At 46.7% G+C, this 24,460-nt stretch carries 21 protein-coding genes and 6 pseudogenes; 15 read left to right on the top strand and 12 right to left on the bottom strand.

Features of this window, described 5'->3' with window-relative positions; translation table 11 throughout:
• The first annotated feature begins 35 nt into the window (after positions 1–35).
• The 5 genes and pseudogenes from hrcA to dnaJ all read left to right on the top strand — a co-directional run bounded on the left by hrcA (position 36) and on the right by dnaJ (position 6,101).
• Positions 36–1,049 (top strand): annotated as a pseudogene (hrcA, locus tag BQ1619_RS06900) (heat-inducible transcriptional repressor HrcA).
• 23 nt (positions 1,050–1,072) lie between these two features.
• Complete coding sequence (hemH, locus tag BQ1619_RS06895; RefSeq protein WP_114663037.1) at positions 1,073–2,164, top strand: ferrochelatase; 1,092 nt, start codon at positions 1,073–1,075, stop codon at positions 2,162–2,164.
• A gap of 66 nt (positions 2,165–2,230) precedes the next feature.
• Positions 2,231–2,779 carry a nucleotide exchange factor GrpE gene (grpE, locus tag BQ1619_RS06890; RefSeq protein WP_114663035.1) on the top strand — a complete coding sequence of 183 codons (549 nt, stop codon included), beginning with the start codon at positions 2,231–2,233 and terminating at the stop codon, positions 2,777–2,779.
• Between the two features lie 158 nt (positions 2,780–2,937).
• A complete protein-coding gene (dnaK, locus tag BQ1619_RS06885; RefSeq protein ID WP_114663033.1) occupies positions 2,938–4,869 on the top strand; it encodes a molecular chaperone DnaK in 1,932 nt (643 codons plus the stop codon).
• A gap of 101 nt (positions 4,870–4,970) precedes the next feature.
• On the top strand, positions 4,971–6,101 hold the full coding sequence (gene dnaJ / locus BQ1619_RS06880; RefSeq protein WP_114663031.1) for a molecular chaperone DnaJ: 1,131 nt from the start codon (positions 4,971–4,973) through the stop codon (positions 6,099–6,101).
• 12 nt (positions 6,102–6,113) lie between these two features.
• On the opposite strand, the pseudogene BQ1619_RS06875 reads toward dnaJ, so the two are convergent.
• The 6 genes and pseudogenes from BQ1619_RS06875 to BQ1619_RS06850 form a co-directional block, all read right to left on the bottom strand.
• Positions 6,114–6,323 (bottom strand): annotated as a pseudogene (locus BQ1619_RS06875) (3-methyl-2-oxobutanoate hydroxymethyltransferase); the annotation flags it as partial.
• A 107-nt stretch (positions 6,324–6,430) separates the two neighbouring features.
• Positions 6,431–6,958: a 2-amino-4-hydroxy-6-hydroxymethyldihydropteridine diphosphokinase gene (gene folK, locus BQ1619_RS06870; RefSeq protein ID WP_114663029.1), complete on the bottom strand. Its 528-nt coding sequence runs from the start codon at positions 6,956–6,958 to the stop codon at positions 6,431–6,433.
• 52 nt (positions 6,959–7,010) lie between these two features.
• Positions 7,011–8,411: pseudogene (gene pcnB / locus BQ1619_RS06865) on the bottom strand (polynucleotide adenylyltransferase PcnB).
• On the bottom strand, positions 8,408–9,088 hold the full coding sequence (locus BQ1619_RS06860; RefSeq protein WP_114663027.1) for a histidinol-phosphatase: 681 nt from the start codon (positions 9,086–9,088) through the stop codon (positions 8,408–8,410). Before BQ1619_RS06860 ends, pcnB begins: the two are co-directional and overlap by 4 nt.
• Before the next feature lie 18 nt (positions 9,089–9,106).
• Positions 9,107–9,862 (bottom strand): DnaA regulatory inactivator Hda, encoded by a 756-nt coding sequence (hda, locus tag BQ1619_RS06855; protein ID WP_114663025.1) that lies wholly within the window; start codon positions 9,860–9,862, stop codon positions 9,107–9,109.
• Between the two features lie 9 nt (positions 9,863–9,871).
• A complete protein-coding gene (locus tag BQ1619_RS06850) occupies positions 9,872–10,861 on the bottom strand; it encodes an AI-2E family transporter (protein WP_114663023.1) in 990 nt (329 codons plus the stop codon).
• A gap of 72 nt (positions 10,862–10,933) precedes the next feature.
• Here BQ1619_RS06850 and purM point away from each other — a divergent pair, with 72 nt between their 5' ends.
• A complete protein-coding gene (purM, locus tag BQ1619_RS06845) occupies positions 10,934–11,986 on the top strand; it encodes a phosphoribosylformylglycinamidine cyclo-ligase (protein WP_114663021.1) in 1,053 nt (350 codons plus the stop codon).
• On the opposite strand, the gene miaA is transcribed toward purM, so the two are convergent.
• Positions 11,983–12,990, bottom strand: a complete 1,008-nt coding sequence (gene miaA / locus BQ1619_RS06840) for a tRNA (adenosine(37)-N6)-dimethylallyltransferase MiaA (RefSeq protein ID WP_114663019.1) — start codon at positions 12,988–12,990, stop codon at positions 11,983–11,985. The two genes, purM and miaA, sit on opposite strands and share 4 nt — an antisense overlap.
• A 58-nt stretch (positions 12,991–13,048) precedes the next feature.
• Between miaA and BQ1619_RS06835 the strand changes: the two genes are divergently transcribed.
• Complete coding sequence (locus BQ1619_RS06835) at positions 13,049–13,696, top strand: DedA family protein (RefSeq protein ID WP_114663574.1); 648 nt, start codon at positions 13,049–13,051, stop codon at positions 13,694–13,696.
• Positions 13,697–13,728: 32 nt separating this feature from the next.
• Here the strand turns inward: BQ1619_RS06835 and BQ1619_RS06830 are convergent.
• Positions 13,729–14,532 (bottom strand): annotated as a pseudogene (locus BQ1619_RS06830) (SirB1 family protein).
• A 5-nt stretch (positions 14,533–14,537) separates the two neighbouring features.
• Positions 14,538–16,091, bottom strand: a complete 1,554-nt coding sequence (murJ, locus tag BQ1619_RS06825) for a murein biosynthesis integral membrane protein MurJ (protein WP_114663017.1) — start codon at positions 16,089–16,091, stop codon at positions 14,538–14,540.
• A gap of 151 nt (positions 16,092–16,242) precedes the next feature.
• On the opposite strand from murJ, the gene rpsT reads away from it, so the two are divergent.
• Positions 16,243–16,509, top strand: a complete 267-nt coding sequence (rpsT, locus tag BQ1619_RS06820; protein ID WP_114663015.1) for a 30S ribosomal protein S20 — start codon at positions 16,243–16,245, stop codon at positions 16,507–16,509.
• Positions 16,510–16,583: 74 nt separating this feature from the next.
• Here the strand turns inward: rpsT and BQ1619_RS06815 are convergent.
• Positions 16,584–16,897: pseudogene (locus BQ1619_RS06815) on the bottom strand (DUF3579 domain-containing protein).
• A 151-nt stretch (positions 16,898–17,048) separates the two neighbouring features.
• On the opposite strand from BQ1619_RS06815, the gene argF reads away from it, so the two are divergent.
• The 3 genes and pseudogenes from argF (at position 17,049) to ppnP (ending at position 19,615) form a co-directional block, all read left to right on the top strand.
• Positions 17,049–17,996 (top strand): ornithine carbamoyltransferase, encoded by a 948-nt coding sequence (argF, locus tag BQ1619_RS06810; RefSeq protein WP_174222119.1) that lies wholly within the window; start codon positions 17,049–17,051, stop codon positions 17,994–17,996.
• Positions 17,997–18,040: 44 nt separating this feature from the next.
• Positions 18,041–19,273, top strand: a complete 1,233-nt coding sequence (locus tag BQ1619_RS06805; RefSeq protein ID WP_114663013.1) for an argininosuccinate synthase — start codon at positions 18,041–18,043, stop codon at positions 19,271–19,273.
• A 35-nt stretch (positions 19,274–19,308) separates the two neighbouring features.
• Positions 19,309–19,615: pseudogene (gene ppnP, locus BQ1619_RS10735) on the top strand (pyrimidine/purine nucleoside phosphorylase).
• Positions 19,616–19,673: 58 nt separating this feature from the next.
• On the opposite strand, the gene BQ1619_RS06795 reads toward ppnP, so the two are convergent.
• Both BQ1619_RS06795 and BQ1619_RS06790 read right to left on the bottom strand, forming a co-directional pair.
• Positions 19,674–20,129 carry a DUF192 domain-containing protein gene (locus BQ1619_RS06795; protein WP_114663011.1) on the bottom strand — a complete coding sequence of 152 codons (456 nt, stop codon included), beginning with the start codon at positions 20,127–20,129 and terminating at the stop codon, positions 19,674–19,676.
• Positions 20,130–20,213: 84 nt separating this feature from the next.
• Positions 20,214–20,417: a cold-shock protein gene (locus BQ1619_RS06790; RefSeq protein ID WP_114663009.1), complete on the bottom strand. Its 204-nt coding sequence runs from the start codon at positions 20,415–20,417 to the stop codon at positions 20,214–20,216.
• A 274-nt stretch (positions 20,418–20,691) separates the two neighbouring features.
• Here BQ1619_RS06790 and clpS point away from each other — a divergent pair, with 274 nt between their 5' ends.
• The 4 genes from clpS to BQ1619_RS06770 all read left to right on the top strand — a co-directional run bounded on the left by clpS (position 20,692) and on the right by BQ1619_RS06770 (position 24,434).
• The gene (clpS, locus tag BQ1619_RS06785; RefSeq protein WP_114663007.1) at positions 20,692–21,048 is read left to right on the top strand and encodes an ATP-dependent Clp protease adapter ClpS; all 357 of its coding nucleotides are present in this window, start codon (positions 20,692–20,694) and stop codon (positions 21,046–21,048) included.
• A complete protein-coding gene (gene clpA / locus BQ1619_RS06780; RefSeq protein ID WP_114663571.1) occupies positions 21,045–23,351 on the top strand; it encodes an ATP-dependent Clp protease ATP-binding subunit ClpA in 2,307 nt (768 codons plus the stop codon). The genes clpS and clpA overlap by 4 nt, the downstream gene beginning before the upstream one ends.
• A 39-nt stretch (positions 23,352–23,390) precedes the next feature.
• Entirely contained in the window at positions 23,391–23,642 is a 252-nt protein-coding gene (locus BQ1619_RS06775) for a hypothetical protein (RefSeq protein WP_114663005.1), read from the top strand.
• A 189-nt stretch (positions 23,643–23,831) separates the two neighbouring features.
• Entirely contained in the window at positions 23,832–24,434 is a 603-nt protein-coding gene (locus BQ1619_RS06770) for a TAXI family TRAP transporter solute-binding subunit (protein ID WP_162784620.1), read from the top strand.
• The last annotated feature ends 26 nt before the right edge of the window (positions 24,435–24,460 follow it).

Raw genomic sequence — 24,460 nt, 5'->3', positions numbered from 1 at the left:
AACGATTAAACCATAGGCATAAAATCCCTTCCACCATGGATGAACGTTCCCGCGCCTTACTCAAAACCCACATCGAGCGCTATCATCGAGCGCTATATCGAGGAGTGGCAGCCCATTGGCTCGCGTACTTTATCGCGCTTTTCGGGTTTAGATCTGTCTGCAGCCACCATCCGAAATGTGATGACTGACCTAGAGGAGATGGGTTTGGTGACTAGCCCCCATACCTCTGCAGGCCGAATTCCTACCCTATCGTCTCTTTGTGGACACCATGGTGACAGTACGTCCGCTGGAGGAAATTGCTGCTCGGGAGGTGGAAAAGGGCTTATTGCCGGATTCCCCGCAACGGGTTTTAAATTCCGCTGCACAAATTTTGTCCAATCTTACGCATTTTGCTGGCGTCGTGATGACGTCCAAACGAGCCCAGGTTTTTAAACATATTGAGTTTCTTCGTCTTGGCGAGGGCAAGATTTTGCTCATCATGGTGACGCCAGAGGGCGATGTGCAAAACCGCATTTTGCCTACCGATCAAGACTACACACCAAGTCAACTCATCGAGGCTGGTAATTACATCAATACGCAGTTTGCTGGAAAAAGTTTTGAGCAGGTGCGCATGCATCTCAAGTCAGATTTGGATAGTTTGCGAGCCAATATTTCTGGGCTCATGGCTCTCGCTTTGCAAAGTGGCGTTGCAAACTACGATTTGAGTGGTGGCGATATGGTTCTATCAGGTGAGCGTCGCCCATTGAATGTTGGCGATCTTAGTTCAAATCTCGACAAACTTCGTAAGATGTTTGACCTTTTAGAGCAAAAGTCTGTGTTGATGCAATTACTCGATGTATCTAGTCATGCAGATGGTATTCAAATTTTTATTGGTGGAAAGAGTGATCTTCTGCCTTATGAGGATTTGGCTGTTATCAGCGCCCCCTATAGCGTTGATGGCCAAGTCGTCGGGCCTTAGGTGTATTGGCCCAACACGTATGGCCTATGATCGTGTCATTCCGATTGACGACATTACCTCGAAGTTGTTATCAGGCGCGTTAAGTTCATAAATTTATTTATTAGAGGCAAGACATTGAATCAAAATCCACATCTACGCGCTCCTAAAACAGCTGTGTTGTTATTAAATTTAGGCACACCTTCTGCGCCTACTGCAAAAGCAGTTCGGTCGTATCTAAAAGAATTTTTGTCTGACCCTCGGGTTGTAGAAATTCCGCGCTTTGTTTGGTGGTTTATTCTGAATGGCATTATTTTGCCGATTCGCAGTAGTGCATCCGCTAAAAAATACGCCTCCATTTGGTTGCCGCAACTCGGTTCACCTTTGATGCATTACTCGCGTTTGCAAGCAAAAGAGTTGGGTGAAAAATTTACCAATGAGGGGCATGTTGTTTTGGTCGATTTGGCAATGCGTTACGGCAAGCCTTCAACTCAAGAAGTATTGGAGGGCTTAAAAGCGCAGGGTATGGAGCGTCTACTGTTGCTGCCCTTATACCCACAATATTCGGCAACAACGACTGCCTCTAGCTTTGATGAGGCATTTCGGGTATTAAGTAATTGGCGTGATCAACCTGAGTTGCGTTTGGTAAAACATTACCACGACAATCCAGCGTACATCACAGCCTTACGCGATCAAGTATTGAGCAATTGGGAAAAAGATGGCTATCCAGATTTTGCGAGGGGCGATCGTTTTGTGATGTCCTTTCATGGTTTGCCAAAACGCAATTTGCTAAAGGGTGACCCATACCACTGCGAGTGTTTAAAGACAGGTCGCTTGCTGGGCGAGGCGCTGAGTTTGGAGCCAGGTCAATACATAGTGACCTTTCAATCTCGCTTTGGTAAGGCGGAGTGGTTAAAGCCTTATACCGCCCCAACCATCGAAAAATTAGCAAAAGACGGTTGTCAGCGGATCGATATTTTTTGCCCAGGCTTTCCAGCAGATTGCTTGGAGACCTTGGAAGAAATTGCCATGGAAGCAAGAAAATCCTTTTTAGAAAAAGGCGGTAAGGACTATCGCTACATCCCTTGTCTGAATAGCAACCACAAATGGAGTGAGGCTTTAAGTGATATTGCTCATCAGCATTTGTTGGGTTGGTCTCTAGGTACGGAATCGCCAGAAGAGCTTGCAAAACCCAATGAGCGAGCCGAATTCGCAAAGAGTCAGTCTTGAAATTGACTAAACTGACCCCACTTAACAAAGCAATTGCCTTAATTATTGAAAAGTGAATCACTGTCTATGACACAAGAAAATCAACATTCATCTCCTGAGCAGGAGAGTTCAGCAGTTGAACCAGCAGCGGATGCGGCAACAGAAACTCCAACTACCAAGACTCCTGAACAGGAAATTGCCGAACTGAATCAGAAGGCGTCTGACTTGCAGGATAACTTTTTGCGCGCCAAGGCAGAGGGCGAAAATATTCGTCGTCGCGCTGTTGAAGATATTGCTAAAGCGCATAAATTTGCTATTGAAAGTTTTGCCGAGCATCTCGTCCCTGTAACGGATAGTCTTTATGCTGCGTTGAATACGGATGCGGGTGATGCCAAGGCTTTCAAAGAGGGCTTAGAGATTACCTTGAAGCAATTGTTGTCTGCTTTTGAAAAAGGCCGTATGACTGAAATTAATCCTGCCGTGGGCGATAAGTTTGATCCCCATCACCACCAGGCAATTGCGTCCGTGTCGTCTGAGCGGGAGCCAAATACGGTAGTGTCTGTCTTGCAGCGGGGGTATACCGTTGCGGATCGCGTACTCAGACCCGCCCTTGTCACCGTCAGCGCCCCAAAATAGATCAAATTAGCTGAAAAGTTCTAAAAAAGACTAAAAAAGGCAGTTTTCTGCCTTTTTTGCATTTCTCCCCTTGAATTTCCCTGTTTAGACCCCATCTAGGGTCTATCGGAATACTTCATTAGAAGTACAACAAAGTAATTTCATTTTTTGGAGTCATTATGGGAAAGATTATTGGAATCGACTTAGGAACAACCAATTCATGTGTTTCAGTCGTAGAAAGCAATGCACCGAAAGTCATTGAGAATGCAGAAGGTACTCGTACAACCCCATCCATCGTTGCATACGTTGAAGATGGTGAGGTATTGGTTGGTGCTCCTGCAAAACGTCAGTCAGTTACCAATCCTAAAAACACGATCTACGCTGTGAAGCGTTTGATGGGTCGTAAATTTACCGATCCTGAAGTGCAGAAAGATATTGGTTTGATGCCTTACGCAATTGTTCAAGCAGACAATGGTGATGCTTGGGTTGAGGCGCGCGACAAGAAAATGGCGCCACAGCAAGTGTCTGCTGAAATTTTGCGCAAAATGAAAAAGACTGCGGAAGATTACCTTGGCGAAGAAGTTACTGAGGCGGTTATTACCGTTCCTGCTTACTTTAACGATAGCCAACGCCAAGCTACAAAGGATGCTGGTCGTATTGCCGGTTTGGATGTGAAGCGCATCATTAACGAGCCTACCGCAGCCGCATTGGCATTCGGTCTAGATAAGCAAGACAAAGCCGATCGTAAGATTGCTGTCTATGACTTAGGTGGCGGTACATTCGACGTTTCCATCATCGAAATTGCTAACGTAGATGGTGAGAAGCAGTTTGAAGTGCTCTCTACCAACGGCGATACTTTCTTGGGTGGTGAAGACTTTGACCAGCGCATTATCGACTGGATCATTGTTGAGTTTAAGAAAGAGCAAGGCGTTGATTTGAGCAAAGATGTGTTAGCGCTTCAGCGTTTAAAAGATGCTGCCGAAAAAGCCAAGATCGAATTGTCTTCGGCACAGCAAACGGAAATCAATTTGCCATACGTTACTGCTGATGCTAGCGGTCCTAAGCATTTGAACCTCAAGCTCACTCGTGCCAAGTTAGAGTCTTTGGTTGAAGAATTGATCAGCCGCACTGCTGGCCCTTGCCTAACTGCGATTAAAGACGCTGGTGTTAATGTTTCCGATATCGATGACGTGATTTTGGTTGGTGGTCAAACCCGTATGCCTGCGGTTCAGGAGAAGGTCAAAGAGATCTTTGGTAAAGAGCCACGCAAAGACGTCAATCCAGATGAGGCAGTAGCTGTAGGTGCCGCAATTCAGGGATCGGTATTGTCTGGCGATCGTAAGGACGTGTTGCTTTTGGACGTTACTCCATTGTCATTGGGTATCGAGACCCTTGGCGGCGTAATGACCAAGATGATTCCGAAGAACACCACCATTCCAACGAAGCATTCACAGGTTTACTCAACAGCAGAAGATAACCAGCCAGCAGTAACGATCAAGTGCTACCAAGGCGAGCGCGAGATGGCTGCAGCCAACAAATTGCTCGGCGAATTTAACCTCGAAGGTATTGCTCCTGTGCCACGTGGATTGCCGCAAATTGAAGTGACCTTTGATATCGATGCCAATGGTATTTTGCATGTCACCGCAAAAGACAAAAATACTGGCAAAGAGAACAAGATCACCATCAAGGCAAACTCTGGTTTGACTGAAGAAGAAATTCGACGCATGGTGAAAGATGCTGAGGCGAATGCTGCTGAAGACAAGAAAGTATTGGAGTTGGTAACTGCTCGCAATACAGCAGATGCCTTAGCTCACTCGACCAAGAAGGCTTTGGAAGAGCATGGCGCAAGCTTGGAAGCAGCTGAGAAAGAAGCGATTGAAGCAGCGCTCAAAGAGTTGGATGAAGCCATCAAAGGCAGCGATAAGGCTGTCATTGAGGCAAAGACCGAAGCTTTGGGTAAAGCAAGTCAGAGGCTGGGCGAAAAAGTTATGGCTGCTGAACAGGCCAAGGCTGGTGCGGCTGCTGGGGCAGCTCCTGGTGGCGAGCAAAAAGCCGCTCCAGATGCTGACGTCGTTGATGCAGACTTTAAAGAGATTGATGACAAGAGGTAATTCTGAATTCAACTATTCGTTAACGTATTTTCAGAAATCCTTAAATAACAAGTCGGCCTCGTGCCGACTTGTGCCATTGAAGTTGTTGAGAGGAATAGGCCGTGCCTAAAAGTAAACGCGATTTTTATGAAGTACTTGGGGTAGCAAAAGGTGCTAGCGATCTGGAGCTTAAAAAAGCCTATCGTAAGCTGGCGATGAAGTATCACCCTGATCGCAACCCTGATAGCAAAACGGCCGAAGCTCAATTTAAAGAAGCAAAAGAAGCTTACGAAACGCTAAGCGATCCCAATAAGCGCGCTGCCTATGATCAATACGGTCACGCTGGTGTGGATCCCTCAGTGGGTGGTGGCTTCGGCGGTGGCTTTGGTGGCGGTGGATTTGCAGACGCCTTTGGCGATATCTTTGGCGATATCTTTGGTCAAGGGGGTCGTCATTCTGGCCCACAAGTCTATAAGGGCGCAGATCTTCGCTACAGCATGGACATCACGCTTGAACAGGCAGCCGAGGGCTACACAACGCAAATTCGGGTGCCCAGCTGGAGCGATTGCAAGCCCTGTCATGGAACCGGTGCAAAACCGGGTACTAAAGCAGAAAGGTGCTCAACCTGCGATGGTCATGGTCAAGTCCGTGTACAGCAAGGTTTTTTCTCCATGCAGCAGACCTGTCCAAAATGCCGTGGAACTGGTGAATACATTCCTAAGCCTTGCAAGACTTGTCATGGGACCAGTAAGCACAAAGAGCAAAAAACTCTAGAGATTAAAATCCCGGCGGGCATTGATGATGGAATGCGTGTGCGCTCAGTGGGTAATGGTGAACCAGGCATTAATGGCGGACCATCTGGCGACCTTTATGTTGAGGTTCGCATAAAGCCTCACAAAGTATTTGAGCGGGATGGCAGTGACCTGCATGTGCAATTACCCATCTCATTTGCAACCGCTGCCATTGGTGGTGAAATCGAGGTGCCTACACTCTCGGGTCGAGTAGAGCTCGCCATTCCAGAGGGAATGCAAACCGGAAAAACTTTCCGATTACGTAGCAAAGGAATTAAAGGGTTGCGCTCAACCTTAGTGGGCGATCTCTTTGTTCATGTTCTGGTCGAGACCCCAGTAAAGCTTACGGATGAACAGAAGCAATTACTGCAGAAATTTGATGACAGCCTCAAATCCGCAGGTGATAAACACAGTCCCCAACAAAAAGGCTGGTTTGAGGGTGTAAAAAGCTTCTTTAGTTAGAGCTAGGAAGTCTTAGCCTGCAAAGCCGTGCTCAGGCCCGGGGAACTTACCGGATTTCACCTCACGCACATAGGCTTTGACTGCAGCCTCGATCGATTGGTGACTTTCCATAAAGTTCTTCACGAACTTGTGGGGTCTGCCTGGGCTTATGCCCAGCATATCTTGCAGAACCAATACTTGGCCTGAGCAATCTGGGCCCGCACCAATCCCGATAGTTGGAATGTGCCGTTAGCATTGAAATTTTTTCACCCTCAGCATGCATAGCGGGAGCTTAGTAATTGTGATTGGCTTGTCGCCCTGTAAGTAACCCATGGCGAGAGTTTAATGAATTAATGTGCTGTTTGGCTATAAACAGCATTTCCCCCGCAATCACAGTTGCGACAAGGGAGTTTTTCAATGCGCTGATGAGCTACTTTCGGGAGATAGGCCTTGAGTTCGCCAAAATTGGGCAGAAAGAAGTCGGGGGCGATTTCGAGTAGTGGAAGCAATACAAAAGAGCGTTCAATGATTTTTGGATGCGGAAGCATTAGCTCAGTTTCATTTTGAGTAACGCCTTCATAAGACAAAATGTCAAGGTCAAGAGTGCGAGAGGCATTAGCGTAAGGACGTTCCCTGCTGAATTCTTGTTCGATGGCTTGGCAAACATGCAAAAGACCGTAATGGGTCAATTGTGTTTCGATTTCAATCACGGCATTAATATAGTCACCGCCGAGTGCTTCAACAGGAGCGCTTTGATAGAAGCAACTTTTTGCAACAATATGCAATTCGGAACGTTGCGCTAGGCAAACAATAGCGTCAGTAATGAGCTGACGCGTATCGCCAATATTTCCGCCAAATCCGATAAATGCTCGTGCCATATGCTTCCAAAATCGTTATGGAATTACTTTACCGAAATTTTTCGAAACTTGCTTAGCCCGGAGTAGACTCTGGTGCGGCAGGGGATTTGGGTTCTCTGCGGCGACGCCTTCTTGTGGGAGTGCCGGCAGTATTTCCCGGTTCACTTTTGGCGCTCGCCAAAAGTGCTTCCTGGCCAGCGGGATCGGCGGCGATGAAGCTGGTCCACCACTCGCCTAAAGATGGATTTTGTTCTCCTGTGGCGCAACGGAGCAGCATAAAGTCATAGCTTGCCCTTAAACGGGGCGATTCAATCAGTCGATAGGGATAGCGACCAACCCGCTTTTCAAAGCGCGATTGCATAGACCAAATTTCTCGCATATCGCTCTCAAAGCGACGTTGGATGGTTATGCCACTACTTTGGGTGGCAATCGTCTCATCCATCGCACCTTGAAGAGCTGGAATATTGGCCATGCCTTTGGCGATATTGGCTTGCCAATTTTTTAGTAGATCGGGCCACAGAAGCGTTGCGAATAAAAATCCTGCCGAGACACTCTTGCCCGACTGAATTCGCTGATCGGTGTTGGCCAGCGCCAATTTCACAAAATCATTAGCTCCCTTTGAAGCTTCGTTGTCATCGAGGATATGATCGAGCAATGGAGGCAATCCATGGTGAAGTCCGGCATCCTTTAAGCCTTGAATTGCTGACCATGAATAACCAGACATCAAAAGCTTAAGAGTTTCATCAAAGAGTCTGGCCGGCGGAACATCGTGTAATAGTTTGCCAAACTTGGCGATCGGCGCACGAGTATCGGCATCTAAAGTAAAGCCAGTTTTAGCAGCAAACCGAATTGCTTTTAACATCCGTACTGGATCCTCGCGATAGCGCTTTGTAGGATCACCAATCATGCGTAAGGTTTTCTTTTGCATATCGACCATACCACCGTGGTAGTCGAGTACAGTCTCGGTTGATGGGCGTAATACATGGCATTGATGGTGAAGTCGCGTCGCGTAGCATCTTCACCTTGTGAGCCCCATACGTTGTCACGCAAAATACGACCGCTCTTGGCAACATGGTCTCCAGCGTTACTGAGTAAAGCTCGGAAGGTTGAGACTTCAATAATTTCTGGGTGTCCCTTGCCAAAAAACGTCACATGCACAATCTGGAAGCGGCGACCAATCAGACGCGCCTTCCGAAATAGTCGCTGTACTTGATCGGGTAGCATTGGTGGCTACATCAAAATCTTTTGGCGCGATGCCTAAGACGAGATCGCGTACTGCACCACCCACGATGAACGCCTCAAAGCCAGCTTGCTGCAACGTTTGGGTAATTTTGACGGCGTTTTTTGACAGTAGGTGCGGGTCAATACGATGGGATTTTTTGGGAATTCGTTTCGGGGCGCCAGAATGGGTCGCATGAGTATGTCGATCCATTGGATCGCGCCGCAAGATACGTTTGATCAGTTTGGTAATTATGCAAATAATTCAAGGATTGGCCAGTTGCGTTTTTGAGCTTCGTTACGCAGACGGTCATCTGGATTGGTGGCAATCGGATGACTTACTTGCTCAAGTAATGGCAGATCATTCATGGAGTCTGAATAAAAATAACTGCGCGGCAAGTTCGGCAAACTCAGATGTTGTTTGCTAAGCCAGCTGTGCAAATTTTGAATTTTGCCTTCGCGAAAGTTCGGAATTCCCAAAACTTCGCCTGTGTAGGAGGCTGATGGATCATCCCCATGAGTGGCGGGTTCGGTGGCAATTAGGTGCTTGATGCCAAAACGCTCAACAATGGGGCGGGTCACAAAGCTGTTAGTTGCCGTCACCACACAACAAAGATCCCCGGCATCTTGATGTTGTTTTAGTAAATCTAATGCTTTTTGGCGAAGATGACTATTAATCACTTCTTCCATAAATTGACCATGCCATTCTTTTAGTTGCGCACGCGAATGTTCGGACAGCGGCTTTAAGGCAAACCGCAAAAATTCATGTATATCCAGTTTGCCGTCTTTATAGTCCTGATAGAAGCGTTCATTTTGACGCGCGTAGTACTCGCTATCCACAACACCAATGCGTGCTAAAAATTGACCCCATTCATAATCGTTGTCACAGGGCAATAGGGTATGGTCTAAATCAAAAAGGGCTAGCTGGGTCACAAATAAACTATCAATCAGTTATTTTGGCTGTAGGAGCTCGCGAACGAGAGGTAGGGTTACAGCACGTTTTGTTTCTAATGAATAAGCATCTAAAGCATCAATTAAAGCCATTAAATTTGGCATATCACGATAAAAGCGGTTGATCAGCCAGGGTAGTACTTCTGGGGACAATACCAAACCCCTGGCTTTGGCCGCTTGTTCTAAAGCCTGTATTTTCTCATCATCATCAAGTAATGGCGTTTGGAAAATCAGACCCCAGCCCAAACGGGTTCTGAGGTCCTCGCGTAGGGTGAGCTGTGCCGGAGCCGCGTTACCTGCCATAAAAATATGAATATTGTTGCTGGCCTGAACTTCATTCAAGATGCGAAATAATGCACCAACCATCTGCTCATCGAGGCGCTCAACATCATCTACCGTGATCACAGACGGCGAGGTGTCTCGAACTAGAGTTGGTAAGCGTTCCTCAAGTCGCACCCAAGTAGTAGGTTCGTTGGGATGCAGCGAGAAATGCTTAATGTTGGAACTTTTAGCAGCGTTTTTCATCGCATCGAGTAGATGTGATTTGCCTGATCCTTCCGAGCCCCACCAATAGAACCAGCGCCGATTCAGTGGATTACTCTCGAATGCGTTAGCGTTACTTTTCCAACTCTTGATCAGCGAGTGTAGCGTCGATACCAGTGCTAGATCATTCCCAGGTAAATAATTCTCTAGACTTGCTTGGGGCGTATGGCTGATATCGAGAGCAAATTGTCTAGGTAAAGAAGGTGTACTCATTCAAACGAATTATTTTTGATACCAATTACTCTGGGTATACACAGACCAAAGATACTTCACTAAGACTAAGCTGACTGCGCTGATGGGCAGCGCCAGTAGTACGCCAAAAAAACCAAAGAGCTTTCCAAATAGCAACAGTGCAAACAACACCACCACTGGATGCAGGCCAATCCGCTCTCCCACGAGGCGAGGCGTCAAGAAAAAGCCCTCCAGAAACTGACCAATTCCAAAGACAACCAGCACGCCAATGACCTCCGAGCTTGGTCCAAACTGCAAGAGTGCTGATATCAAGGCCAAACTTAACCCAAGTGCTATTCCAATATAAGGAATCACGATCATGATCGCGGTAAAGACGCCCAATGCGACAGCTCCTTTGACACCAATTAAGGTTAATCCAAGGCTGTAATAGGCAGACATAATTGAAATCACAATCAGCATTCCGCGCAGGTATTGCGATAGCAATCCGTCGGTATGCATCACAAGATGATGGGCAGTTTCTTGAGCGCGTACGGGAACAGCTGATTTGAGAAGGCTAAAGAAATGATTCCAGTCGATTAGCAGATAAAACAAAACAAAAATAATGAGGACGGCATTGACAAACCCCGTGATCACCGAGCTGCCAGATGACAATACAGTGCCCCAAACGGAGCTCATTAACGTGTCGGCATTTTGATTAATGTGCTCGGTAATTTTTTGGATCGCATCAACCTTGAGTGTGCTCCAGTCAAACTGAATGTGAAGCTCATTGAGTTTTGGTCCTAGCCAAGATTGAGTATTGGCAACCCAGGTAGGAATTTGTGCTCGAATGAGTGGAATTTCGTATTTGAGGAGTCCAATTAATAGGCTGAGAATGCAAAAAATGAGGCCTAAGCCAAAAAGTACTGCTAAGGTGGCTGCCGCACCCCGGTGTATGCGTCGCCCCTCCAGCCATAGACAAACTGGCCGCAAGGCATACGCCAGGATGAAAGTTGCTAGAAAAGGGGTAAAAATTTCAGCCATTACGAGTAATCCTCTAGAATTCAATGATTCTACTGATCTCGAAGCATTTTTTACTATTCTTCCCGCATAAACATGACTGCACCGACGAATTCTTCCTCAAAAGGCCTTTCCTATCGTGATGCTGGTGTCGATATCGACGCTGGAGATGATTTGGTGGATCGCATTAAGCCTTTGGCCAAAAAGACGATGCGCGAGGGGGTCTTGGCCGGAATTGGGGGTTTTGGGGCGCTCTTTGAGGTTCCTAAACGGTATAAGGAGCCCATTTTGGTCTCCGGTACAGATGGTGTTGGCACAAAACTACGCTTAGCGTTCGAATGGAATCGTCACGATACGATTGGCCAGGATTTAGTTGCTATGAGCGTGAATGATATTTTGGTGCAGGGTGCCGAACCATTATTTTTCTTGGACTATTTTGCTTGTGGAAAGTTGACTGTAGATACCGCGGCTATGGTTGTTGCTGGTATTGCAAAAGGTTGTGAACTATCGGGTTGTGCGCTGATCGGTGGTGAGACTGCAGAGATGCCAGGCATGTATCCTCCGGGTGAATATGATTTAGCGGGCTTTGCTGTCGGTGCCGTTGAGAAATCGAAGATCATTACCGGTGACTCTATTGTTCCCGGAGATGTCGTTCTTGCAATTGGTTCAAGTGGCACGCATTCCAATGGCTACTCTTTAGTGCGCAAAATTATTGAGCGCGCGGGCGCTAAGCCGAGTGATGATCTTGGTGGCCGCCCATTGGGTGATGTCGTGATGGCTCCAACGGAGATTTATGTAAAGCCTTTGCTGAAATTGATCTCTGAGATTGACGTAAAAGGCATGGCGCATATTACCGGTGGTGGCTTAGTAGATAACGTGCCACGCGTTCTTCCAGAAAATACTCAAGCAGTTTTACACCGTGATAGCTGGCAAATGCCAGAACTCTTCCGTTGGTTGCAAATGAAGGGTGGTGTTGCGGATGCTGAGATGGTGCGTGTATTTAACTGCGGTATTGGTATGGTGGTTATCGTTGCTCCCAATCAAGTAGATGCCGCAATCAAATCATTAAGTGATCACGGCCTAAAAGCTTGGACAGTTGGCGAGGTTGTGGAGCGCCCTCAAGGCGCCCCTCAAACCATCGTTGTCTAAGTTGTAGGCAAGCTGGCTTTACAGTAGTCCAGCGCCGCTTGTAACTCTGCTGGATTAAATGGGTCAAAGACTTTTCTTCCCGAGATGGCTCTTAGCCACGTAAGTTGACGTTTTCCCAGTTGACGGGTTGCAGCTAATGCTTTGTAGCGCATTTGCTCAGCATCTATATTTCCGCTCAGAAATTCCCACGCTTGTCGATATCCAACAGAACGAATAGCGGGCAAGTCCGCATGTAAAGCGGTATTGGTACGTAACACGCGAACTTCATCCAAAAATCTAGCAAGCAACATTTCATCGAAACGTTTTTCCAGATTTTGATGCAAGCGTTTGCGATCACTCGGCTCAAGCGATACCAAATTAATCCAATCTGGAATTGATGAACCTTCTCTGCCATCCCCGCTTGGGGAGTTGGCCAGCAAGCGAGACATTGACTTGCCAGTAATCTCAAACACTTCCAACGCACGCTGTACACGTTGTGAGTCATTGGGTTTGAGGCGTGCTGCAGTTTCGGGATCTATTTTGGCTAGCTTAGCGTGCATTGCTGGCCAGCCTAATGCTTTGCCTTCTTCATCTAAACGCGCTCGGATCTGAGGATTAGCGGTTGGTAGCGAGGATAGGCCGTATGCCCACGCTCTCCAATACAACATCGTTCCACCAACGGTAACTGGGATATGTCCACGACCCCGAATGTCTTCACATAACTGTTTGGCGTCGTTAGCGAAACGGGCTGCCGAATAGACCTCAGTGGGTTCAAGAATATCGATGAGGTGGTGTACAACGGACGCTTGTTCTGCTTTGGTGGGTTTCGCACTCCCGATATCGAGGCCGCGATATACCAGCGCAGAGTCCATACTAATGAGTTCAATCGTGAGGCCAACCGATTTAGCATGCTCAGCCAATGCCATGGCGAGATGGGTTTTGCCTGCACCAGTGGGTCCCACTATGCACAATATGGGATTTACTACTGGTGACTGCATTGGCTGAATGTTAGGTTCAGTTTGCATGTTTCATTATAAGAGCCTGTTAATATCCGCATCAAGCCTATCTTTGGAGTACGCGTTGATTGATACCCTTTTGCAGTTAAGTGATTTATTGCTCCATATTGACCGTCATTTAGATGTCGTGATTTCACAATATGGCCCCTGGGCGTATGGTTTGCTATTTGCAATTGTGTTTGCAGAAACCGGATTGGTGGTTGCACCATTCCTACCAGGCGATTCCCTCTTATTCATTGCGGGCGCTTATTGCGCCACTGAGCATTTCAATATCTGGACTTTGTGTATTGGATTGTTGATTGCTGCAGTGACGGGTAATACTGTCAATTACTTCATTGGACGCTGGATTGGTAAAAAAGTATTTAGTAGTCGGTCACGCTGGATAGACCAAAGCGCTTTATTAAAGACGCATGCCTTTTATGAAAAGCATGGCGGCAAAACGATTATTGTTGCCCGCTTCTTGCCCATCATTCGAACCTTTGCTCCTTTTGTGGCAGGGGTTTCCGAAATGAACTTTTCGCGTTTTCAGTTATTTAATATCACGGGCGCGATGTTGTGGGTATTTGGTCTGGTAATTGCAGGCTACTTCTTTGGCAACATTCCCGTGATTCGCCAAAACTTAAATGTGATTGTGCTTGTTGGTATTTGTGCAGCCGCTGTGCCGGTACTGTTAGCGGCAATCTATAAAATTTTTCAGCGCAAGAAAAGCAGCTAAAGCAAATTCACAACAAACCAAACTACCAGGTTTTAATGTAGTTTGGTTTGACTCTCGAGTGTTGCAATGTGCTCGCGAATATCGCCTGCATCTTCTGCCTCTGGCACTTCGCTGAGATAGCGATGCATATCCGCTAAAGCAGGACGAAGATATTCGAGTTGCGCAAATATTAGGCCACGATCTCGGACCTCCTCAATAGAATCTGGCAATAAGATCACCAAACGTTCTTGAATTCCGAGTAGTCGCTCCCATCGTTCATGTTCTGAATAAATCATCTTGAGATTGCGCAAGAGGCGAGACAAGATCTCTCTGGAGCTAGAAGCCCTAAGGAATTTAGCATCGAGGTAAGGATCAAGCATTTCTTGCAATTGATTTTTGGAGAGAGTCTCCTGTAAGAGGGTCCATGATCACTTCACCTTGCTGTAGTGAAATGCGCATCATGAAATGATTCGGAAAAGAAACTCCTCGAATCTTTAAGCCAATCTGTTGCCCCAATTCCATCATGATGATGGCGAGTGATATGGGAATGCTTAGCCGATTTTCAAGTACGTAGTGCGGGTATGAGTTCTCAGGCGCATAGAAATCATTGGGGTTAGGCCCAAAGGCTAACTCGGTATAAAAAAATGCTTGAGAATTTGAAGCCGCTGAATTGGGGATGTATCAGGAGTAATCCGCATCTTAAGCTTATTACCCAACTCATCGAGATGATCAAGCACTCCCTGAACATCCAAATCAGGATAGGCGTGCTGCGCAACTGCAATCGCCGCTTCCGTTAGTGGGAAGTGCTCGTCTTCAGTAACTAATGAGGTGAAATAGTCGAGTTGTTGTGTTGGCATATAGCCTATTTTGCATGACGCAAGAATTTTTGCCAGCGAATTCCAACGAGTGCCAAGGCGCCAAAGTAAATCAAGGCTGCTAAAACTAGCCACATCGCCAATAGACCAATACGAATCCAAGGTTCTGCTTGTAGAGCGATCCAATCATGGGCGCCTGCCGCATAAAAAAGAAGCGCTGAAAAAGGGATTAATGCCAAAAAGAGTTGACCTAAATACTTTGCCCATGCTGCATTTGGTAGGGCGCCCCGTCTATGGAGTCCAATCCATAACAATGCGGCATTTAAGCAGGCCCCCACTCCAACTGAGAGGGCTAAGCCGGCATGACCAAACCAAGGAACAAATACGAGGTTGGCTAATTGCGTTGCCACCAAAACTAGCAAACCAATTTTGATGGGTGTGCGAATGTCTTGGCGTGAATAAAACCCTGGCGCCAAAATTTTGACAAGAATTAACCCAGTGAGACCAACGCCATAAGCAGCAAGTGCGCGCTGTGTCATTAAGACATCAAGGGCATTAAATTTTCCATAGTGATATAGCACGGCTGCCAAGGGTTCGCCAAAAATAAATAGAGCAATCGCAGCCGGTATCGCCAGCAAGAAAGTTAATTGTAACCCCCAAATTAACAGTTCACCTGCATGGACAAAATCATTTTTGGCATTTGCCTTGCTAAGGCTTGGCAAAAGCACGGTGCCCAAGGCAACCCCCAATAGTGCTGTTGGGAACTCCATCAATCGATCGGCGTACGAGAGCCAGGAGACGCTTCCTGCTTGTAAGCGGGAAGCGATGTTGGTATTGATGATCAGTGAAATTTGTGCAACTGACACTGCAAATACTGCTGGCCCCATCAGTTTTAAAATGCGTCTTGCATCGGGATTGGTGAATGCGGTTTTGATTGCGCCCGGCAATAAGCCAATGCGCGGCGGCAGCCCAAGTCGCGCTAGCGGTGGAATTTGAATGGCCAATTGCAGTATCCCACCTAGCAACACCCCGAGACTCAGTGCGTAAATGGGTTGCTCGAGATGTGGTGCTAAAAAAATGGCACTGGCAATGAGAGCAAGATTTAAAAGGATGGGCGTAAAAGCGGGAATGGCAAAGCGTTGGTAGACGTTCAGAATTCCAGCCGACAGGGAAACTAGTGAAATAAGTCCTATGTAGGGGAACATGATTCTGGTCATCACCACACTCGCCTCATAGGCTGGACCTCCTTGAAAGCCCGTTGCAATGACCAAAATCAGCGCAGGGGCGCCGATCACCCCAACTGCCACTGTGAGCAGTAAAGCCCAGAATAGGAGGGTTGCAACTGCGTTGATGAGGATTTTGGCCTGACTTTGATCCTCATTCGTGGAAATTTCACCCAAAATGGGCACAAAGGCTTGAGAAAACGCCCCTTCGGCAAATAGGCGGCGCAGCAGGTTGGGTAGCCTAAAAGCGACATTAAAGGCGTCAGTCCACTCTGAGGCCCCGAAACTTCGGGCGATTAAGGTTTCCCTGAGTAGCCCCGTAATACGGGAGAGCATGGTCAGGGAGCTAACCTTGGCGGCGGCTGAAAGCAGGTTCATGTGCCGATTTTCACCTATTTATGGTCAGACTGGGCTTTTTTGCCCCTTTCAGGTAGAATCTCGAGTTTTAGCGAGCTTGCTTATAAATCTGGCAGATCCGCAAGATTTTTAACTAATCGCATTTTGCAATTTATGGAGGCAAGGTTTAAAGATGGCCAATACAGCACAAGCGCGTAAGCGCGCACGCCAGGCAGTAAAACAGAACGAACACAATTCCAGCTTGCGTTCAAAGCTACGCACTTCCATTAAGGCGGTTCGCAGAGCAATTGACGCTGGTGATAAAGCGGCTGCTGCAAAAGTATTTGCTGCAACTCAGTCAACAATTGATAAGATTGCCGACAAAAAGATCGCGCACAAAAATACTGCGGCACGTCAAAAATCACGTTTGTCTGCGGCTATTAAGGCGATGGTAGCGTAATTTAGTAAATGTTTTAGGCTGGTCGGATCGTAATCCGACCTAGGCCCGCTCCTGATCAGAGCGGGTTTTTGTTTTTAGGGCTGGGTTTGGGGTTTAGGATCAAACTCACAGGCTTCTTCAATCGGTAGGCTATTGTCTTTGGCAAAGTTCATGACAAAGTCGAGCGCTCTTGGGTCGAGGTCACCTAGCCTGGTATCAATAACAACGCATTTCACTTTTGCAATCAGCACTGGTCTGACATAGGGCGAATATGTGAAGCGGGGGTCTCCGGAATCACCTGGAGGGGAAAAGTAGCCATCACTCCGCAAAGACGCTCTGCCCAATCGCTGGGCCGAAATGGTTTGCCAGAAGCGGTAATGCCTTGAATGAAAAGCTTTTTGTGGTTCAAGTGACGTAAAGAAGTTTCGTAGGATGGGTATTACTAAACCCTCTAGCTTAACAGCCTGAGGTGGCCGTAAGATGACTTTATGTTCTATTGTCGTGCAGTTGAAAGTTTTAAGAAAAAAATGCAAGCCAAAACTTTAGTAGAAAGCTCAACTATGACATCGCTGGCAAAGCCTCAAGTGCCTGGTCAGGTAAAGCACTACCTGCAGTTTGCTGACCTCACTCGTGAGGAGTGCGACTATTTGCTGAAGAGATCGGCGTGGTTAAAAGCCAAGTTCAAAAGTTATGAAACTTGGCATCCTTTACATGATCGCACTTTAGCGATGATTTTTGAGAAGCGCTCCACCCGTACTCGTCTCTCATTCGAGGCGGGTATTCATCAGCTGGGAGGCCATGCGGTCTACCTCAATACGCGTGACACACAATTAGGTCGTGGTGAGCCAGTGGAAGATGCCGCACAAGTCATTTCTGGAATGACGGACATCATCATGATTCGCACTTTTGGTCAGGAGATTATTGAGCGTTTTGCTGCGAACTCTCGTGTACCGGTTATTAATGGCTTAACGAATGAATATCATCCGTGCCAAGTGCTGGCAGATATTTTTACCTTTGTGGAAGCGCGCGGCCCAATCCAAGGAAAGACGGTAGCGTGGGTTGGTGATGCCAACAATATGGCCTATACCTGGATTCAGGCGGCAGAATGCTTGGACTTCCAGTTGCGTTTCTCTGCGCCCGAGGGATATCAACTAGAACCAGCGCGTTTGAGCAAAAAAGCCAATAAGCATCTCACTATTTGTGCAGATCCTAGGGATGCCTGCAAGGGCGCTGACCTGGTGACCACCGATGTCTGGACGAGCATGGGATATGAGGCAGAAAACAATTCACGCATGAGCGCCTTTAAAGACTGGATGGTTGACGAAGAATTGATGGCGGCAGCTAAACCAGACGCACTCTTTATGCACTGCTTGCCAGCACATCGTGGCGAAGAAGTTTCGGCTGGGGTCATTGACGGCCCGCAAAGCATCGTTTGGGAAGAGGCCGAAAACCGCTTGCATGTCCAAAAAGCTCTAATGGAGTATTTACTCTGTGGCCGCTTAGATTAATTTGTTGTAATTTGTGTTCATTAATTTTTGATTGAATAAGAAACATGTCCGATATTAAAAAAGCCGTATTAGCCTATTCTGGTGGTCTCGATACCAGTGTGATCTTGAAGTGGCTTCAAGATACCTATGGTTGTGAGATCGTCACTTTTACTGCTGACTTGGGTCAGAGTGAAGAGCTCGAGCCTGCACGAGCTAAGGCTTTGCAATTTGGCATCAAGCCAGAAAATATTTTTATCGATGATTTGCGCGAAGAGTTTGTTCGTGATTTCGTATTTCCGATGTTCCGTGCTAACGCGATTTACGAGGGTGAGTATCTGTTGGGAACCTCTATTGCGCGCCCATTGATTGCGAAGCGTCAAATTGAAATTGCTCGCCTAACAGGCGCAGATTCCGTATCGCACGGTGCTACCGGCAAAGGTAACGATCAAGTTCGTTTCGAATTGGGTTATTACGCGCTGGAGCCAGGCATTAAAGTCATCGCACCATGGCGTGAATGGGATTTGCTCTCGCGTGAGAAATTGATGGCCTATGCTGAAAAGCATGGCATCCCTGTTGAGATGAAACATAAGCAAGGCGGTTCCCCTTGCTCTATGGATGCCAACTTGCTGCACATTAGTTATGAGGGCCGTCACTTAGAGGATCCCAATGCAGAGGCTGAAGAGTCTATGTGGCGTTGGACCGTTTCTCCAGAGAAGGCCCCAGATGCCCCTGAAATCATTGAGATTGAATTCAAGTCGGGCGATCCAATTGCAATCAATGGTAAGGCTTACAAGCCACATGAATTATTGGCCGAGCTCAATCGGTTAGGTGGTAAACACAGTATTGGCCGTCTTGACCTCGTGGAGAACCGCTTTGTGGGGATGAAGAGTCGTGGCTGTTATGAAACCCCTGGCGGCACCATTCTCCTGAAAGCACACCGTGGAATTGAGAGCATAACGTTAGATCGCGAAGTAGCCCATCTAAAAGATGATCTCATGCCACGTTACGCAAGCTTGATTTATAACGGCTTGTGGTGGTCTCCAGAGCGCATTGCGCTTCAAACATTGATCGATCACACTCAGAAGATGGTGAACGGTGTTGTGCGCCTTAAACTCTACAAGGGTTCTGTATCGGTCATATCACGCGACTCCGCGAATACGTTATTCGATCAAACAATTGCCACGTTTGATGATGATGGGGGAGCGTACAACCAAGCGGATGCGGGTGGCTTTATTAAGCTCAACGCATTGCGGATGCGAATTGCTGAAACTGCTAAACGTAAGCGCTCAACTAAATAAACCTCAGAAATCGAATCTAAATAGAGAGAAATTTAATGCAATTTGATCAAGTATCTGTCGGCAAAAAGGCTAATGTATTTTTTGACGGTAAGTGTGTCTCCCATACCGTAACCTTGCCAAATGGCGTGCGTAAATCGGTTAGCGTGGTATTGCCCAGCACTTTGCGCTTTGACCTTAAGCCCTAAAGAGGTGATGGAAGTAGTTGATGGCACAGCGTTTGTAAGCATCAACGGTGCCCCAGAGCAAGAGTTTAAAGCCGGTCAAAGCTGGGAAGTGGAGAAGGGCGGTTACTTTGTTATTCGTGCCGAACAACCAGTGCACTACGTATGCCACTCTGAGTAAGTTAAATTACTCCCAAATAAAAAGCAGACCGAGGTCTGCTTTTTATTTGCCTATCTGATCATTGTCGCTTTGGTAGGCCTGTAATTACGCTACCAGGTACGATCACTCTTTCAGAGAACCACTGTTTGTTCATCTCTAGGGTATAGCGCACCGCTGCTTTGGGGCAGTGATTATTGGTGGTCTCCGCTTGCATTTCTTCGATATTCACAATCTTGCCATCATCGGTGATGAATGCAATCGATAGCGGAATCTTCGTATTGTTCATCCAAAAACAATGCCCCGCCTTTTGCTCAGAGATAAACAGCATTCCTGAATTAACGGGCATGCTTGTGCGATTCATTAAACCTATTTCCCTTGTCTTTGGGGTGTCCGCCAGTTCCGCTTGAATGCGGTAAATACCTGTTTTAAGTTCAATGGTTGGAAGTCCGGTGTTGACCTGAGCCCAAATGACTATCGGACATAAAGCCAGAATGAAGGCAAAGACTTTGAGTAGCAAAATTTTGTAGGTAGGCATGGGTATGATTTTAAGTGAAGCAAATTACGGGCGAAAAAAAACCCAGGAACAAATCCCGGGTTTTCCATAATGATCTAAGGACTATTAAGCCGCTTGGATATTGGTAGCTTGTTTGCCTTTAGGGCCTTGAGTAACATCAAATGTTACCTTTTGGTTTTCCTTGAGGGTCTTGAACCCAGGCATTGTAATTGCGCTGAAATGCGCAAACAATTCTTCTTCACCATCATCGGGTTTGATAAAACCAAAACCTTTTGCATCATTGAACCACTTAACAATTCCGGTCGCCATGCGAACTCCATTACATAAACTTAAAACAACCGTGATGAGGGTAAATACTTTTTAATCAGCCTCAATCCACAACACGCCTAAATAGAACATCATTTGAAACCTACCCCCTAATTGTTTGCCCTTTTTGTAGGGGTGTCAAGGAGTTATGCATGCATACCCTTAGGAAATACCCCTTTTTTGGTGAAAAACGCCCCAATATGGGAGAAACCAGGGTTTTTGAGGGTTTTTCGCAACAAGACCCCGCTCAAATCAAATTTAGATATCTGTGTTTAGAATGTTTCTCATGAGTCGCACACCTAAAAATCCCACTACTGGCATCCCCGCCAATCCTTATATTGAGGACACCCTTCTGCTCGAAAAACAGGTCGAGCAAGTTAAGGCTCCATCAATGTACAAAGTTTTACTACTGAATGACGATTACACGCCGATGGAGTTTGTGGTGATGGTTATTCAGGAGTATTTCAATAAAGATCACGAAACAGCTACACGCATCATGTTGCAAGTTCATCTCGTTGGAAAAGGCGTTTGCGGAATCTTCACTCGCGACGTTGCTGCCACCAAGGTGCATCAGGTTATTGAATTATCTCGTGAAGCGGGTCACCCACTACAGTGCACTATGGAGGAAGCATGATTGCCCAAGAACTTGAGGTTAGTTTGCATATGGCGTTTGTTGACGCGCGGGCATCTCGACATGAATTCATTACCGTAGAGCACTTACTAGCCGCATTGCTCGACAATGCTACAGCCGTAGAGGTACTTAAGGCTTGTGCTGTCAACATCGCAGAGTTGTGGGCTCAGCTCAAGAACTTTATTAATAACAACACTCCAGTAGTGCCTGGTAATGATGAAGTAGATACGCAGCCCACTCTGGGATTCCAAAGAGTAATTCAGCGTGCGATCATGCACGTCCAATCTACTTCAAATGGTAAAAAAGAAGTCACTGGTGCTAACGTGCTAGTGGCTATCTTTGGTGAAAAAGATTCCCACGCAGTGTATTTCTTGCAACAACAAGGTGTGACGCGTTTAGATGTCGTGAACTTTATTAGTCACGGCGTTCGCAAAGATCAAGCCGAGCACGTAAAGCCAGTCGACGCTACTCAAGAAACTGAAGAGGCTGCATCTACCGAAAAAGAAAGTCCGTTAGATCAGTACACGCAAAATCTCAATGCCATGGCGCGTCAAGGAAAAATTGATCCATTGATTGGTCGCGAGAGCGAGGTGGAACGCGTGATTCAAGTGCTTTGCCGTCGCCGTAAAAACAACCCTTTGCTAGTTGGCGAGGCAGGTGTGGGCAAGACCGCCATTGCTGAAGGTTTGGCCTGGAGAATTGTGAAAGGCGATGTGCCTGAGATTTTGGCTAATGCTACCGTCTATTCATTGGATATGGGCGCATTACTTGCGGGTACTAAATACCGCGGTGATTTTGAGCAGCGCTTGAAAAGCGTTCTTAAATCCTTAAAAGATCATGCGCATGGCATTTTATTTATCGATGAGATTCATGCGCTGATTGGAGCAGGTGCCGCATCTGGTGGAACATTGGATGCCAGCAATTTATTGAAACCTGCCCTATCAAATGGACAGCTGAAATGTATCGGCGCCACAACCTTTACTGAATACCGCGGTATCTTTGAAAAAGATGCTGCGCTATCGCGTCGTTTCCAGAAGGTGGATGTGGTTGAGCCGACTGTTGACCAGACTGTGCAGATTTTGCGCGGCCTGAAATCGCGTTTTGAGGAACACCATAGCGTTAAGTATGCGGCTGGTGCGCTGGTTGCAGCCGCTGAGTTATCGGCCCGTTACATCAATGACCGTCACCTACCGGATAAAGCAATTGACGTCATCGATGAAGCTGGTGCCGCGCAACGCATCTTGCCAAAATCAAAGCAGAAGAAAACCATAGGCCGCCCAGAGATCGAAGAGATTGTGGCTAAGATTGCGCGCATTCCGCCACAGTCTGTCACAGTGGATGACCGTAGTAAGTTACAAACACTTGATCGCGACATTAAGAGTGTGGTGTTTGGTCAGGATCCTGCTATTGAGGCTTTGGCGAGTGCCATTAAGATGACTCGCGCTGGCCTTGGTAAAGTGGGTCGTCCAATCGGATCCTTCTTATTCTCTGGTCCAACGGGTGTTGGCAAGACCGAGGTAGCCAAACAGCTCGCATACATTATGGGCATCGAGCTGTTGCGCTTTGACATGTCGGAGTACATGGAGCGTCATGCTGTAAGTCGCTTGATTGGCGCGCCTCCGGGTTATGTTGGATTTGATCAAGGTGGCCTGTTAACAGAGGCGGTGAATAAGAAGCCACATTGCGTGCTGCTGCTCGATGAGATTGAAAAAGCACATCCAGATATTTTCAACATTCTTCTGCAGGTTATGGATCATGGCACGTTGACTGATAACAACGGGCGTAAGACTGATTTCCGTAATGTCATCATCATCATGACTACCAACGCTGGTGCTGAGGCTATGCAAAAGTCAACAATTGGCTTTACCAACGCTCGTGAGTCAGGTGATGAGATGGCTGACATCAAGAAATTCTTTACACCAGAATTCCGCAATCGCTTAGATGCCATCGTCTCCTTCAAGGCGTTGGATGAAACCATCATCATGCGCGTGGTTGATAAATTCTTAATGCAGCTAGAAGAGCAGTTGCATGAGAAAAAAGTTGATGCCACTTTCAGTCCTGCACTTCGCGCCCACCTGGCGAAACACGGCTTTGATCCGCTCATGGGAGCGCGTCCAATGCAACGGATCATCCAAGATACGGTACGCAAAGCTCTTGCGGACGAGCTACTTTTTGGCAAGTTAGCTCAGGGTGGTCATGTAGATGTTGACATCGACGAAGACGGCAAAGTGCAGCTGAGTTTTGATGTACCTAAGTTGCCTGGAAAGACAGCAAAGGTCGATGTAGCACCAGTAGAGGAAATTTAAAAAAGCATTTACGACTCTGATTGATTTAAAAGGAAAACTATGTCCCATCACGATAAATTGCTGGAATCTTTTGAAACGTACAAAGCAGAAAATGAAAAGCTTCTTGGTAAAGGAATTAAGGCATCTGCTGCTAGGGCTCGTAAAGCGTTGCAAGAAATCGCAGGATCTTGTAAAGAGCGCCGTAAAGAAATTAGTGCAGAAAAAGAATCCCGTGAAGGTGCTGGTGTAGGCATGTCGCAAGATGCTCACGTAAAGCGCACATTCGAAAGTAATACAGTTTATTGGGGTTAAAAGGCCACCTTTGCGTGGCTTTTTTCGTTTTTAACTATCGCCAGATTGGCAAGATAGAATAAGAAAAATACTATCGGCTACATAAAGCAAGTCTTACGCGATGAGGTTCGAGCCTTCAAGGAGGAAATTCGGGAGTCAAAAGCCCTTGCAATCCTATTAGCTATTGCTATCGCAGGATAGTTGATCTACTTGAGACCATTTCCTGATAGAAATATTTACTTTTTAACTGGCTACCAAGGCTCTTATTGGGTTTCTTTGGCGGACTCCGCGGCAAAGATATTAAAAGACGATGGAATAGAGCTATCAGTGATTTACACCGAAGGTGCCGTAGAAAACGCCAAGCGCTTGAATGATGCGAATGATGAGGCTAGCGCTGGCTTTACCTATGGTATGGCTCTGGATAAGGCACAGCTTGAAGGTATATATTCCCTAGGTAGCGTAGGTTATGAGCCTGTTTGGATTATTTATAACAAAAATAAAATTGGCGAAATTAAGACATTGCGTGGGCTAGCCCTATTCAAAATAGGGCTTTGGCCTGCGAATAGCAGCTCATACCAAGTAGCAAAAAAAATCTTTGAGATTACCGGTATTCGGTTGGAGGGTAACCAAAATTTCTTATCAGATAGCGCCGAACAAAATCAAAAAAGGTTTAAGAGTGGTGAGTTAGATGGCGTTATTCTCGTACCTACTAATCTAGATCCAGTGATAAAGATTTATTGGAATTTTAGAGTAGCGCTGTGTTTGATTTTAAAAATGCGACAGCTTACTCGAAGCAGATCAATTCTCTTGTAACCCTGGTTTTGCCGGCAGACTCCATT

This window comes from Polynucleobacter necessarius (assembly GCF_900095195.1).
Classification (GTDB): Bacteria; Pseudomonadota; Gammaproteobacteria; order Burkholderiales; family Burkholderiaceae; genus Polynucleobacter; species Polynucleobacter necessarius_G.
This window is presented reverse-complemented; position numbering and strand designations above follow the sequence as displayed.

Excerpts from the sequence above, each read along its gene's own strand:
- grpE (WP_114663035.1), top strand. The coding sequence starts at position 2,231 with ATGACACAAGAAAATCAACATTCATCTCCTGAGCAGGAGAGTTCAGCA.
- dnaK (WP_114663033.1), top strand. The coding sequence starts at position 2,938 with ATGGGAAAGATTATTGGAATCGACTTAGGAACAACCAATTCATGTGTT.
- folK (WP_114663029.1), bottom strand. The coding sequence starts at position 6,958 with ATGGCACGAGCATTTATCGGATTTGGCGGAAATATTGGCGATACGCGT.
- hda (WP_114663025.1), bottom strand. The coding sequence starts at position 9,862 with ATGAGTACACCTTCTTTACCTAGACAATTTGCTCTCGATATCAGCCAT.
- BQ1619_RS06850 (WP_114663023.1), bottom strand. The coding sequence starts at position 10,861 with ATGGCTGAAATTTTTACCCCTTTTCTAGCAACTTTCATCCTGGCGTAT.
- purM (WP_114663021.1), top strand. The coding sequence starts at position 10,934 with ATGACTGCACCGACGAATTCTTCCTCAAAAGGCCTTTCCTATCGTGAT.
- miaA (WP_114663019.1), bottom strand. The coding sequence starts at position 12,990 with ATGCAAACTGAACCTAACATTCAGCCAATGCAGTCACCAGTAGTAAAT.
- murJ (WP_114663017.1), bottom strand. The coding sequence starts at position 16,091 with ATGAACCTGCTTTCAGCCGCCGCCAAGGTTAGCTCCCTGACCATGCTC.
- rpsT (WP_114663015.1), top strand. The coding sequence starts at position 16,243 with ATGGCCAATACAGCACAAGCGCGTAAGCGCGCACGCCAGGCAGTAAAA.
- argF (WP_174222119.1), top strand. The coding sequence starts at position 17,049 with ATGACATCGCTGGCAAAGCCTCAAGTGCCTGGTCAGGTAAAGCACTAC.
- BQ1619_RS06805 (WP_114663013.1), top strand. The coding sequence starts at position 18,041 with ATGTCCGATATTAAAAAAGCCGTATTAGCCTATTCTGGTGGTCTCGAT.
- BQ1619_RS06795 (WP_114663011.1), bottom strand. The coding sequence starts at position 20,129 with ATGCCTACCTACAAAATTTTGCTACTCAAAGTCTTTGCCTTCATTCTG.
- BQ1619_RS06790 (WP_114663009.1), bottom strand. The coding sequence starts at position 20,417 with ATGGCGACCGGAATTGTTAAGTGGTTCAATGATGCAAAAGGTTTTGGT.
- clpS (WP_114663007.1), top strand. The coding sequence starts at position 20,692 with ATGTTTCTCATGAGTCGCACACCTAAAAATCCCACTACTGGCATCCCC.
- clpA (WP_114663571.1), top strand. The coding sequence starts at position 21,045 with ATGATTGCCCAAGAACTTGAGGTTAGTTTGCATATGGCGTTTGTTGAC.
- BQ1619_RS06775 (WP_114663005.1), top strand. The coding sequence starts at position 23,391 with ATGTCCCATCACGATAAATTGCTGGAATCTTTTGAAACGTACAAAGCA.